At 72.4% G+C, this 12,342-nt stretch carries 13 protein-coding genes; 10 read left to right on the top strand and 3 right to left on the bottom strand.

All coding sequences use genetic code 11. The annotated features are described in order from the left end of the window. Positions 1-17: 17 nt before the first annotated feature. A complete protein-coding gene (locus ACGFNF_RS02645) occupies positions 18-962 on the top strand; it encodes an ABC transporter ATP-binding protein (protein ID WP_393165347.1) in 945 nt (314 codons plus the stop codon). 13 nt (positions 963-975) lie between these two features. Next, positions 976-1,941 carry a hypothetical protein gene (locus ACGFNF_RS02640; protein ID WP_393165252.1) on the top strand — a complete coding sequence of 322 codons (966 nt, stop codon included), beginning with the start codon at positions 976-978 and terminating at the stop codon, positions 1,939-1,941. A 190-nt stretch (positions 1,942-2,131) separates the two neighbouring features. Here ACGFNF_RS02640 and ppk2 read toward each other — a convergent pair whose 3' ends face one another. After that, positions 2,132-3,040: a polyphosphate kinase 2 gene (gene ppk2, locus ACGFNF_RS02635; RefSeq protein ID WP_151452819.1), complete on the bottom strand. Its 909-nt coding sequence runs from the start codon at positions 3,038-3,040 to the stop codon at positions 2,132-2,134. A 73-nt stretch (positions 3,041-3,113) separates the two neighbouring features. Next, a complete protein-coding gene (locus tag ACGFNF_RS02630) occupies positions 3,114-3,875 on the bottom strand; it encodes an SDR family NAD(P)-dependent oxidoreductase (RefSeq protein ID WP_393165250.1) in 762 nt (253 codons plus the stop codon). Positions 3,876-3,968: 93 nt separating this feature from the next. Here ACGFNF_RS02630 and ACGFNF_RS02625 point away from each other — a divergent pair, with 93 nt between their 5' ends. From ACGFNF_RS02625 to ACGFNF_RS02590, 8 genes are all read left to right on the top strand, one after another. Continuing rightward, the gene (locus ACGFNF_RS02625; RefSeq protein WP_132240408.1) at positions 3,969-4,328 is read left to right on the top strand and encodes a histidine triad nucleotide-binding protein; all 360 of its coding nucleotides are present in this window, start codon (positions 3,969-3,971) and stop codon (positions 4,326-4,328) included. Next, entirely contained in the window at positions 4,325-5,701 is a 1,377-nt protein-coding gene (locus ACGFNF_RS02620; RefSeq protein WP_393165248.1) for a serine hydrolase domain-containing protein, read from the top strand. Before ACGFNF_RS02625 ends, ACGFNF_RS02620 begins: the two co-directional genes overlap by 4 nt. Positions 5,702-5,911: 210 nt before the next feature. Further along, the gene (locus ACGFNF_RS02615; protein WP_311413805.1) at positions 5,912-6,967 is read left to right on the top strand and encodes a PhoH family protein; all 1,056 of its coding nucleotides are present in this window, start codon (positions 5,912-5,914) and stop codon (positions 6,965-6,967) included. 15 nt (positions 6,968-6,982) lie between these two features. Beyond that, positions 6,983-7,456: an rRNA maturation RNase YbeY gene (gene ybeY / locus ACGFNF_RS02610; protein ID WP_132240405.1), complete on the top strand. Its 474-nt coding sequence runs from the start codon at positions 6,983-6,985 to the stop codon at positions 7,454-7,456. After that, positions 7,432-8,844 (top strand): hemolysin family protein, encoded by a 1,413-nt coding sequence (locus ACGFNF_RS02605; RefSeq protein WP_393165345.1) that lies wholly within the window; start codon positions 7,432-7,434, stop codon positions 8,842-8,844. The genes ybeY and ACGFNF_RS02605 overlap by 25 nt, the downstream gene beginning before the upstream one ends. Further along, complete coding sequence (locus ACGFNF_RS02600; protein WP_101412356.1) at positions 8,837-9,223, top strand: cytidine deaminase; 387 nt, start codon at positions 8,837-8,839, stop codon at positions 9,221-9,223. Before ACGFNF_RS02605 ends, ACGFNF_RS02600 begins: the two co-directional genes overlap by 8 nt. Continuing rightward, positions 9,220-10,116 (top strand): GTPase Era, encoded by an 897-nt coding sequence (era, locus tag ACGFNF_RS02595; protein ID WP_151452825.1) that lies wholly within the window; start codon positions 9,220-9,222, stop codon positions 10,114-10,116. Before ACGFNF_RS02600 ends, era begins: the two co-directional genes overlap by 4 nt. A gap of 175 nt (positions 10,117-10,291) precedes the next feature. Continuing rightward, a complete protein-coding gene (locus ACGFNF_RS02590; protein WP_357577597.1) occupies positions 10,292-11,458 on the top strand; it encodes an acyltransferase in 1,167 nt (388 codons plus the stop codon). On the opposite strand, the gene ACGFNF_RS02585 is transcribed toward ACGFNF_RS02590, so the two are convergent. Beyond that, on the bottom strand, positions 11,445-12,275 hold the full coding sequence (locus ACGFNF_RS02585; RefSeq protein ID WP_357577596.1) for a DUF4097 family beta strand repeat-containing protein: 831 nt from the start codon (positions 12,273-12,275) through the stop codon (positions 11,445-11,447). The two genes, ACGFNF_RS02590 and ACGFNF_RS02585, sit on opposite strands and share 14 nt — an antisense overlap. Positions 12,276-12,342 lie beyond the last annotated feature (67 nt).

Here is a 12,342-nt window from a genome sequence, read left to right as displayed (position 1 = left end):
ATGCGGTGGTCGTGAACATGCCAGGACTGGGCAGGTCTCCGGAGGAGCACCCGGCCCGTGAACGACGGGAGGGAAATGCGCTGGAGGCGACCGGGCTCGGCAAGCGCTACCGCCGTACCTGGGCGCTGCGCGAGTGTTCGGTGGCCGTACCGGCCGGTCGGGTCGCCGCGCTGGTCGGCCCCAACGGAGCGGGCAAGACGACCTTCCTCCACATGATCGTCGGATTGCTGCAACCCACTCGGGGGTCGGTCCGCGTCTTCGGCACGACGGTGGGACGCGACGGCGCCGCGCTGTCCCGGATCGCGTTCCTGGCCCAGGAAAAGCCCCTCTACGATGGCTTCACCGTCGCGGAGATGATGCGGTTCGGGCGGGTGATGAATCCGAACTGGGACGACGACCTGGCCCGCGGCAGGCTCGACGAGTTGAGGATCCCGCTCGACCGGCGGGTGGCAAGGCTCTCCGGCGGCCAGCAGACCCAGGTGGCGCTCACCCTGGCGCTCGCCAAGCGGCCCGACCTGCTGGTGCTGGACGAACCGCTCGCCGACCTGGACCCTTTGGCCCGACACGACGTGACGAGCAGCCTGATGGCCGCCGTGGCGGAGACGGGCATGACCGTCCTGCTCTCCTCGCACGTGGTGCCCGACCTCGAGGGCACCTGCGACTGGTTGGTCGTTCTCAACGGCGGCCGTGTGCAGGTCAGCGGGGACATCGAGGACCTGCTCTCCGAGCACCGGCTCCTGACCGGTCCGGCGGACAGCGCCGAGGCGGTGGCCGCCCAGTTGCCCGTCGTCGCCCGTAGCAGCACCGGCCGGCAGGCCACGATGCTGGTCCGCGGCGCCGGTGCCGTTCCGGACCAGCGGTGGACCGAACGTCCCCTGTCCCTCGAGGACCTCGTCCTGACCTACCTGCGTGACCCCGACGCCGCAGCGCTGCCCCGCCCCAACGTCGTCCGGGCGAACTGAGAAGGAGAGCAAGATGGTCTGGCTGACCTACCGTCAGCACCGCGCCCAGCTGCTGGTCACGTTCGGGGCACTGATTCTGCTCGGCGGGACACTCCTGGTCTCCGCCCTCGAAGCCACCTCGTGGGCGGCAGGCCACGCTCCCGACGGTTGCCCGGGATCGTCGCCGGTGTGTCACGACTTCAACCGCGGGATGTTCGACCGTTACCACGCCGTCTACCAGGTCTTCGGCTACCTGCCCTTGGTGGGACCGGCACTGATCGGTGCGTTCTGGGGTGCGCCCCTCGTGGCCCGGGAGATGGAGCGCGGCACGTTCCGCATGGCCTGGACCCAGTCCGTGACGACGCTACGCTGGATCCTCGCCAAGCTCGGCCTGCTCTGCGTGGCCGTCGTCGTCGCCGGGGCAGCCCTGGCGGTGATGGTCGGTCGGTGGAACGCGGTGTTCGAGGGTGCCTTCCCTGACTCCTCCTTCACCAACCCCGGCAAGTTCAACATCGTCGGCCTCGCGCCTGCCGCGTGGTGGCTCTTCGCATTCGCAGTCGGCGCCGCCACCAGCGCCATCCTGCGCCGCACCGTGCCGGCCATGGCGGTCACCGTGGCGGTGATCGCCGTTGCCATCCCTGCGGTCATCGTCAGTCACGACCTCTACGCCAAGCCGGACCGGCAGGTCGGCGTCAGCCGGGACGCTCTCATCGCCAACGGGGACGTCATCGTCGCCGAGATGCGGGTGGCCCCGGACGGCCGGGTGTCGGACGGCTCGCTGTCCAGCGTGTGCCCACCCGCCGCCGGCGTCGACCCGTCGTCGAGCCGGGCCGAACTCGCCGAACAAGACTGCCTGCTCGCCAAGGGATACCAGGCGGCCTTCGACGTCCATCCGGCCAGCCGATTCTGGTTGTTCCAGTCGCTCCAGGCCCTCCTGCTGGTCGGCGGCGCCGTCGTCCTGCTCGTCGTCACGGTGCGCCGGACGCTGCGGCTGCACTGATCGTGAGCCAGCCTCCATTCGATCCAGGACAGACCCTTTCGTACCCCGCTGCGGGTTGACCGCGACGACGGTGACTCCGGCCCGGATGCCGCAGCCGACGGGTCGGTCACCAGCGGTGCGGGCCTCGTCCTTGACCGTCGCCGGCCACGGCATCTCGTCCGGGATGGTCGGGGCGCGCGTCCGGCGGGGGTCAGAGCCTGGGAAAGACGTGCACCGTCTGCTCCTCCGGGTCCAGGTCCAGCCCGGCCGGGCCGATGATCAGCGGGTCCGGTACGCCGACCACCTCGTGGTCCTTGTCGTAGTAGTCGAAGCGGCTCAGCACGTGGCGCATCGCCTCGATCCGGGCCCGCTTCTTGTCGTTGCTCTTCAGCACCGTCCACGGTGCGTCGGCGGTGTCGGTGTAGAAGAACATCGCCTCCTTGGCCTCGGTGTACTCGTCCCACTTGTCGAGCGAGGCGATGTCCATGTCGGAGAGCTTCCACTGCCGCACCGGGTCCACCTGGCGGACGGCGAACCGGGTGCGCTGTTCGTTCTGGGACACCGAGAACCAGAATTTGACCAGGCGGATGCCCGAGCGCACCAGCATCCTCTCCAGTTCGGGGGCCTGGCGGAGGAACTCGAGGTACTCCTTGCGGGTGCAGAAACCCATCACCCGCTCCACCCCGGCGCGGTTGTACCAGGACCGGTCGAACAGCACGATCTCGCCGGCCGCCGGCAGGTGCCCGAGCCACCGCTGGAAGTACCACTGGGTGGACTCCCGCTCGTTCGGCTTGGCGAGGGCAACCACCGACGCGCCGCGCGGATTGAGGTGCTCCATGAAGCGCTTGATCGTCCCGCCCTTGCCGGCCGCGTCGCGCCCCTCGAAGAGGATCACGAGCCGCTCACCGGACTCCCGGATCCAGTCCTGGAGCTTCAGCAGCTCGATCTGGAGCAGCCGCTTGTGGTGGTCGTACTCCGTGCGCTCCATGCGCTCGTCGTACGGGTAGTCCTCCCGCCAGGTGTCCACCGGGCTGCCGTCCGGGCGCAGCAGTACGGGATCGTCGTCGTGACCGTCGACCACCTGGTAGTCGTCGGTGAGGTCCAGCACGCTGTCCGTCATGCCGGCAACCCTTACCCCGGCAGTGCCCACCGTCACCCCCGCCACGCTGGGAGTTCGCTGAGGACCGGGCCGGTCAGCTGCGCAGGTAGGAGGCGCCGTTGAGGTCGACGATGGTGCCGGAGGCCCACTCCGCCTGCGGGGAGGCGAGCCAGTGCACGGCGGCGGCGATCTCCTCGGGGCGGGCCACCCGGTTGAACGGGCTCTGCGCCCGGATCGCGGCGCCCCGCTCCCCGCTCAGGTGTCCGGTGGTCATGTCGGTCTCCACGAAGCCGGGAGCCACCGTGGCGACCGTGATGCCGTACGGGGCGAGGGCCACCGCCAGCGACTGCCCCAGCGCGTTCAGCCCCGCCTTGCTCGCCCCGTACGCCGGCTGCTCCGGCTCGCCCCGGAACGCCCCGCGGGAGGAGACGTTGACGATCCGGCCGCCCCGGTCGCGCATGTGCTGCGCGGCGCACCAGATGACGTTGCCCGCGCCGGTCAGGTTGGTCTCCAGCACCTGCCGCCACTGCGCGCGCCACTGCTCGTAGGAGGCGCCGAAGACCGGGTGCGGGGCGTCCCGCTCGCCGTACACCCCGGCGTTGTTGACCAGCACGTCGAGCCCGCCGAGCAGGCCGGCCGCCTCGTCGACCATGGCCCGTACGGCGTCCGGGTCGGTGAGATCGGCGCGGACCACGACGTGCCCCTCGCCGGGCAGTTCGGCGCGCAGCCGCTCGGCCAGCTCCGCCGAGTCCCGGTGGTGGATCGCCACCCGGTCGCCGCCTGCCGCGAACGCGGTCGCCACCGCCCGCCCGATGCCGCGCGAGGCCCCCGTCACCAGTACCGCCCGTGAAGTCACGCCGGCCATCATGCCCGGCCCGCCCGGGTGCAAGGAAGGGACCCTTCCGCTACCGAAGGCGTTGACAAGGTGCCCTTCCTTACACTGCCCCGCATGGGAACCGACTGCCTCTTCTGCCGCATCGTCGCCGGCGAGATCCCGGCCACGATCGTCCGGGAAACCGCCACCACGCTCGCCTTCCGTGACATCGACCCGAAGGCGCCGGTGCACGTGCTGGTCATCCCGAAGGAGCACTACGCCGACGTGGCGGCCCTCGCCCAGGGCGATCCTGCGCTGGCCGGGGAGGTGCTCGCCACGGCCGCCACCGTGGCCGAGGACGAGGGACTGCTCGGTGACGGCTTCCGGCTGATGTTCAACACCGGCGCGTACGGCGGCCAGGAGGTCTTCCACGTGCACGCGCACGTGCTCGGCGGGGCGCCACTGGGCCCGATGCTGGCCCGGAACCTCGCATGACGGCGGTCGACGACCGCCTGTCGCGGATGGTCCGGACGGTCCAGGCGCAGGCCCGGGTGCCGGCGGTGTCGGCGGCCCTGCACCGGGCGGACCGCCCGCTCTGGACGTGCGCCGTCGGCGGGACCGGCAACGACACCGAGCTGGGGCCGGGCACCCGGTTCCGGATCGGGTCGGTCACGAAGACGTTCACCGCCGTGCTGACCCTCCAGTGCCGCGACGACGGCCTGCTGGACCTCGACGATCCGCTGGGCCGGCACCTGGACCTGCCGGCCCACGGCGAGCTGACGGTGCGCCGGCTGCTGTCGCACACCGCCGGCCTGCAACGCGAGCCGTACGGCGACGTCTGGGACACCCTGCGCACGCCGGACGCCGACGGGCTGGTCGCCGACCTGGCCCGGGCCGAGCGGGTGCTGCCCCCGGGCCGCCGCTACCACTACTCGAACCTCGGCATGGCGCTGCTCGGCCGGCTCGTCGGCCACCTGCGGGGCGGCACCTGGGCGGAGGCGCTCGCCGAGCGGGTGCTGACCCCGCTGGGACTGGCCGCGACCTCGACGGAACCCGGGCCGCACGCCGCGACGGGGTTCCTGGTCGACGCCTACTCCGACGAGGCGCGCCCCGAGCCGCCGACCGACTTCAGGGCGGTCGGTCCGGCGGCGCAGCTCTGGAGCACCGCCTCCGACATGGCCCGCTGGGCGGCCTTCCTCGCCGACCCGGCGGCGCTGGACCCGGCCGGCGCCGTGCTCGCCCCGGCCACGCTGGACGAGATGCGCTGGCCGGCGACGGTCACCGACGAGACGCTCTGGGCCGGCGGCTTCGGGCTGGGGCTGATCCTGGTGCCGCAGGGCAAGCGGATCATGCACGTCGGCCACGACGGCGCGATGCCCGGCTTCCTGGCCGGCGTCTACGGCCGGCGCGGCGGGGAGGGCACTCCCGGCGCCATGGGGGTCGCGGTGCTCGGCTCCTCCGGCACCGCCGGCGAGGTCCTCGACCTGCCGCACCGGCTGCTGGCCGCCGCGGTCGAGCACGACCCCGCCGACGTCACGCCGTGGCAGCCGGGCCCGCCCGCCCCCGAGGGCGTACGCGGGCTGCTCGGCCGCTGGTGGGGGGAGGGTTTCGAGTACGTCTTCTCCTGGCACGACGGCGAGCTGCGGGCCCGGGGCGCCGACGATCCGGCCGGAAAGCCGCCGTCGGTCTTCGTCGCGCTGCCGGACCGGCCGGACGTGTTCCGCACGGTCTCCGGCCGGGAGGCGGGGGAGCTGCTCCGGCTGACCCGGGACGAGCGCGGCACGGTGGTGCGGATGCACTGGGCGACCTACCGGTTCACCCGGCACCAGGAGACCTTCGAGCGGTACGACTTCCGAGCCGGCTCCTGACGTGCGCGACCGGACGGCCCGGACGGACCAGCCCCGGCCGGATCCGTCCGGGCCGCGGACGAGGTGACCGGTCCGCCCGTGCCCCACGCGCGGAAATGGGCAGGGTGCCGCCGCTGTTGGAAAGATAAGATGGCAGTAACGTCAGCGCGCCGCGCCAGCAGGCCGGCGCCGAGATCGAGAGCAGGTGCGCAGGGCCCCTCGGCCCGACCTATGACCGGCACCCCACCTCCCGGCCCGCCCCGGGTGCAGACCAGGATCACCGTCCCGGATTCCAAGATCATGGTCAACCTGCTCGGCGCGGGTGACGAGATCCTGCGACTGGTCGAGCGCTCGGTCGACAGCGACGTGCACGTCCGGGGCAACGAGATCACCATCACCGGCGCCCCCGCCGACAACGCCCTCGCCGAGCGGATCTTCAGCGAGCTGCTGGAACTCATCGAGAAAGGCGAGACCCTGACCACTGACGCCGTGCGGCGTACCGTCGGCATGCTCGAGCAGGGCGGCGCCGAGCGGCCCGCCGAGGTCCTGACGCTCAACATCCTCTCCCGGCGCGGCCGCACCATCCGTCCCAAGACGCTGGGGCAGAAGCGCTACGTCGACGCGATCGACGCGCACACCATCGTCTTCGGCATCGGCCCCGCCGGCACCGGCAAGACCTACCTGGCGATGGCGAAGGCCGTCCAGGCGTTGCAGGCCAAGCAGGTCAACCGGATCATCCTGACCCGGCCGGCGGTCGAGGCGGGGGAGCGGCTCGGGTTCCTGCCCGGCACGCTCAACGAGAAGATCGACCCCTACCTGCGCCCGCTCTACGACGCGCTGCACGACATGCTCGACCCGGATTCCATCCCCAAGCTGATGGCGGCGGGCACGATCGAGGTCGCGCCGCTGGCATATATGCGGGGAAGAACTTTGAATGACGCCTTCATCATCCTCGACGAGGCGCAGAACACCACGCCCGAGCAGATGAAGATGTTCCTCACCCGGCTCGGCTTCAATTCCAAGATCGTCGTCACCGGTGACGTCACCCAGGTGGACCTTCCCGGCGGCACGACCAGCGGCCTGCGGGTGGTCCGGGAGATCCTGGAGAACGTGGAGGACGTGCACTTCGCCGAGCTCTCCAGCTCCGACGTGGTCCGCCACCGGCTGGTCGGGGAGATCGTCGACGCGTACGCCCGCTGGGACGAGCGGGAGAACCAGCAGGCGCAGAGCGTGCACGCCGTGCCGGGGCGGTCCGCCCAGGGCGGCCGGGCCGGCCGGCGCCGCTAGACCGAGGGAAGACTGTTGTCCATCGAGATCGCCAACGAGTCGGGTGTCGACGTCGACACCGACGCCGTGCTCGCCGTGGCCCGGCACGCCCTCGACGAGATGGGGGTCAACCCCCTCGCCGAGCTGTCCGTGCTGCTGGTCGACATCGACTACATGACCGAGCTCAACCACCGGTGGATGGGCGGCGACGGCCCGACCGACGTGCTCGCCTTCCCCATGGACGAGGGCAGCGTCGACCACGGGCCCGGTGAGACGTCCGCCGCCGGCGGCGAGCCCGCACTGCTCGGCGACATCGTGCTCTGCCCGGAGGTGGCGGCCAAGCAGGCGGCCACCGCCGGTCACGCCGCCGCCGACGAGCTGCACCTGCTCACCGTGCACGGGGTGCTGCACCTGCTCGGCTACGACCACGCCGAGCCGGAGGAGGAACGGGAGATGTTCGCCCTCCAGGCCCGGCTGCTGGCGAGCTGGCGGTCGACCCGGTCCCGGTGATGACCACCCCGACACTGGCGGCCGCCGCCACCGGCCTGCCCGACCTGCAACTGCTGGTCTTCGCGGCCGGCCTGGTGGTGCTGGCCGGCCTCATCGCCATGACCGAAGCGGCCCTCGCCGCGGTCTCGCCCGCCCGCGCCGCCGAGCTGGCCCGCGACGGCGCGCGGGGCGCACGGACGCTCCAGGCCGTCGCCGGGGACGTGGTCCGCCACCTCAACCTCCTGCTCCTGCTGCGGCTGCTCGCCGAGCTGACCGCCACCACCCTGGTGGCGCTGGTCGCGGTCGACACCTTCGGCGCGGGCTGGCGTGCGGCGCTGGTCACCGCCGGCGCGATGACCGTGATCAGCTTCGTGGTGGTCGGGGTCGGCCCCCGGACCATCGGCCGGCAGCACGCGTACGTGGTCGGGCGGTCCGTCGCCCCGCTCGTCCGCTGGCTGGGCCGGGCGCTCAACCCGCTCGCCTCGCTGCTGATCCTGATCGGCAACGCGGTCACGCCGGGCCGGGGCTTCCGGGAGGGGCCGTTCGCCACCCAGGTGGAGCTGCGCGAGCTGGTCGACCTGGCCGAGCAGCGCGGTGTCGTGGAGCACGGCGAGCGGCAGATGATCCACTCGGTCTTCGCGCTCGGCGACACCATCGCCCGGGAGGTGATGGTGCCGCGTACCGAGATGGTGTGGATAGAGGAACGCAAGACGCTCTCCCAGGCGTTGGCGCTCTTCCTGCGCTCCGGTTTCTCCCGGATCCCGGTCATCGGCGAGAGCGTCGACGACGTGCTCGGCGTGCTCTACCTCAAGGACCTGATCCGGCGGACCCAGGGCGGTGCCCCGGAGGACCGGCAGCTCCCGGTCGCCGAGCTGATGCGCCCCGCCACCTTCGTGCCCGAGTCCAAGCCGGTCGACGACCTGCTCTCCGAGATGCAGGCCGCCCGCAACCACCTGGTCATCGTCGTCGACGAGTACGGCGGCACCGGCGGGCTGGTCACCATCGAGGACATCCTGGAGGAGATCGTCGGTGAGATCACCGACGAGTACGATGTCGAGCGCCCGCCGGTCGAGCACCTCGACGACGGGGCGGTGCGGGTCACCGCGCGGCTCCCGGTGGAGGATCTGGGCGAGCTGTTCGACACCGACCTCCCCACCGACGAGGTGGAGACCGTCGGCGGCCTGCTCGCCCAGTCCCTGGGCCGGGTCCCGATCCCCGGGGCGCAGGTCGAGGTCGCCGGGCTCCAGTTGGTCGCCGAGGGCACCACCGGCCGACGCAACCGGATCGACACCGTGCTGGTGAGCCGGGCGGAGTCGACCGACACGCAGAACGGCCCGGGGCGTGGCGAGCACGCCGAGCCCCGGGACGACACGAACCGATCCGAGGAGAGGCAACCCGCCGATGCCTGAGTCACCCGCCGTACCGGCCGCCCGGCCCACCCCGTCCGACCCGGTCGAGCTGAGCGCCGAGGACGGCAAGCTGGTCGTCCTGGCGCGGGGCGCGCGTGGCCGGGTGGGCGCCGTGGAGGGCGCGGCGGTCCGCGACCAGGACGGTCGGACGTACGCGGCGGCAAGCGTGTCGCTGCCCTCGTTGACGATCACCGCGCTCCAGCTCGCGGTGGCGTCCGCGGTGGCGGCCGGCGCGACCCGGCTGGAGGCCGCCGTGGTGGTCACCGAGGCGTCGACGCTGGACGGCGCGGGGCACGCGGCGGTACGCGACCTCGCCGCGGACGCGCCGATCCACGTGGCCGCCCCGGACGGGTCCGTCCTCGGCACGGTGGTCGAGTGAGCGATCTCCAGCCGCGCCCCTACCGGGCCGGGTTCGCCTGTTTCGTCGGCCGGCCGAACGCCGGCAAGTCGACGCTGACCAACGCGATCGTCGGGCAGAAGATCGCCATCACCTCGAACAAGCCGCAGACGACCAGGCACATCATCCGGGCCGTCCTGCACCGCCCGGAGTCCCAGCTCGTGCTGGTCGACACCCCGGGCCTGCACCGCCCCCGTACGCTGCTCGGCGAGCGCCTCAACGACCTGGTCCGGCAGACCTGGAGCGAGGTCGACGTGATCGGCCTCTGCATCCCGGCGGACGAGCCGATCGGGCGGGGCGACCGGTTCATCACCGGCGAGCTGGCCGAGTTGAAGGCCACGGTGCTGGCGGTGGTCACGAAGACCGACCTGGTGGACCGCAAGCGGCTGGCCGAGCAACTGCTCGCGGTCAGCGAGCTGGGTGAGTTCGCCGAGGTGGTGCCGGTCAGCGCGGTCTCCGGGCACCAGGTGGACACCCTGGTCGACGTGATGACCGGCTACCTTCCCGAGTCGCCGCAGCTCTATCCCGACGACATGCTCACCGACGACCCGGAGCAGGTGCTGGTCGCCGAGCTGATCCGGGAGGCCGCCCTGGAGGGCGTCCGCGACGAGCTGCCGCACTCCATCGCGGTGGTCGTCGAGGAGATGGTCCCCGAGGGCCGGCTCATGAAGATCTATGCCGATGTCTACGTCGAGCGCCCCAGCCAGAAGGCGATCGTGATCGGCCACCGGGCGAGCCGGCTCAAGCACGTCGGCACCACCGCCCGCCGGCAGATCGAGGAGCTGCTCGGCACCCGGGTCTACCTCGACCTGCACGTCCGGGTGGCGAAGGACTGGCAGCGGGATCCGAAGCAGCTACGCAAGCTGGGCTTCTGACGCCAGGGGCCGGGGCGCGCCGCGTCCCGGCCCAGAGCCCGTCCGACGCATGATCGGTATCGGTCGGACGTATGGAAGATGTCACCTTCTGGTGGGTTCTCTTCTGTTTGGCATGCTCGGCCCGGAGGGTAGGGGGTAGGAGAGCCCCCGTATCCCCGGACATAGATGCAGGCTGATGCGAAACCGATACCTGGACCTGCTCCGCTTCCTGGCCATCGTTCGAGTCGTCGTCTACCACGTCACAGGTTGGGCCACGCTGACCCTCGTCTTCCCGGCGATGTCGGTGATGTTCGCGCTCGCCGGCTCGCTGATGGCGGCCTCACTGCACCGGTGGGGGCCGGGGGCGGTCGTGCGCCGGCTGCGGCGCCTGCTGCCGTCGCTGTGGGTGCTCGCCGCCGTCTTCGTGCCGGCCATGCTGCTCACCGGGTTGCCGCTGAGCCCGAAGGTGCTGCTCTGGCTCTTTCCCATCGCCGACCCGCCGGCCAACGGCTGGGGCGCGATCGCGCTCAGCGTGATCTGGTACCTGCGCGACTACCTCTGGTTCGTGCTCGCCTCGCCGGTGGCCCTCTGGCTGTTCCGGCGCGCCCCGGTGCCGACCCTGATCGCCCCGTACGCCCTGCTCGCGGCGGCCGAACTGGGCCTGCTCCCGGCGCTGCCGGTGGCGCTGCACCAGTTCGGGCTCTACTTCGGGGCCTGGCTGCTCGGCTTCGCCCACCAGGCCGGCATGCTGCGCCGCCTCGCCAACCGGGTGCTGGTCCCGGTCGCGCTGGCCCTCGCCGCCGCCGGGGCCGCCTGGATCGTCACCCACCCCGGACCGCGCGGGTACGACCTGAACGACAACCCCCTGGGCAACGCCCTCTGGTCGGCGGCCTTCGTTCTCGTGCTGCTCGGTCGGGGGCCGGCGAGCGCACCCTGGGTGGACCGCAGCGCCGCGTTCGGCCGGGTGGTGACCATCTTCAACCGGCGGGCGCTCACCGTCTACCTGTGGCACATGCCGTTCGTGGTGGCGCTCACCCCGCTGGTCGACGTGGTGGGCTGGTCGCACCAGGACCCGCTCGGCCTGGCGATCCGGGTGGCGCTGGTCTTCGCGCTGGTCGCGGCGGTGACCGCCCTCGTCGGCTGGGTGGAGGACGTGGCCGCCCGCAGGCCGCCGGAGCTGGTCCCCGGCCGGGCCCGCCCCGGCCCGGCCACCATCGGCGCGCCCGCCGACGGCAGGGCCGGCGGACCGGCCACCCGGCACGGGGGCGACGGCAGGGCCGGCGGACCGGTCAGCGTGCGGGCGGTGGTGCCGGCGCCCCGGGCCGCGCGCGAGCCGGAGACCGTCGAGATCAACGCTGGGTGAGCGTGATGTCGCCGCTGCCGGTGGAGAGGTCGAGCACCAGCGTGGCGGACGGGTCGTCGGTGACGCCCAGCTCGGCGTCGCCGCCGTCGGTGGTGGAGCGGACCCGGTAGCGGCCCGCCGGCACGACCAGATCGACGCTCCCGCTGGAAGCGTGCACCCGCGCCGAGGCCGGCGTCGTGAGGTCGACGGTGATGTCCCCGGAGCCCGTCTCCGCGTCCACCCCGCCGCCGAGGCGGTGCCCGGTGATGTCGCCCGACGAGGTACGCAGCGTGGCCGCGGCCGCGACCTCGTCGACCTCGACGTTGCCGGAGCCGGTCTGGGCGCGTACGGGCCCGCCAGCGCCGGCCACCTGGATGTTGCCGGAGCCGGTCTCGGCGCGTACGGGGCCGCTGGAGGCGGTCACCCGGATGTTGCCCGAGCCGAGCCGCATCTCCACCGGGCCCACCCTGCTCAGGTCGACGTCACCGGAGCCGGTCTCGCCCTTCACGCTCACCCCGTCCGGGGCGGTGACCTCGTAGGAGATGCTGCACCGGGAACCGCAGTCGGTGTCCAGCACCAGCTCGCCGCCCTTGACCTCGTACGTCGCGTCGGGCTGACCGCCCTGGTAGCGCACCACCCGCTTGATCCGCACCTCGTCCTGCGCGCCGATGGCGCGGACGGTCACGTCGCCGGCCCCCGGGAGCACCCGGATGCTGTTGATCCGGACCGCCTCGGTGTTGTCGTAGTCGAGCCGGCGGAAGGACAGGTTGTCGCACCCGGCGGCGACGATCAGGGTGGTGGCCGCAGCGAGCGCGGCGGCGGTGCGGTGCAGAGCCATGCGAGCACGCTACGAGGCGTGACGGCCCCCGCGCATCGGGGTTCCGCGCGCGGACACCCCGAGCTGA

The organism is Micromonospora sp. NPDC048868, assembly GCF_043198195.1.
GTDB lineage: Bacteria > Actinomycetota > Actinomycetes > Mycobacteriales > Micromonosporaceae > Micromonospora > Micromonospora reichwaldensis.
Note: the sequence above shows the minus strand (reverse complement) of the source record. Positions and strands in the feature narration are given on the sequence as shown.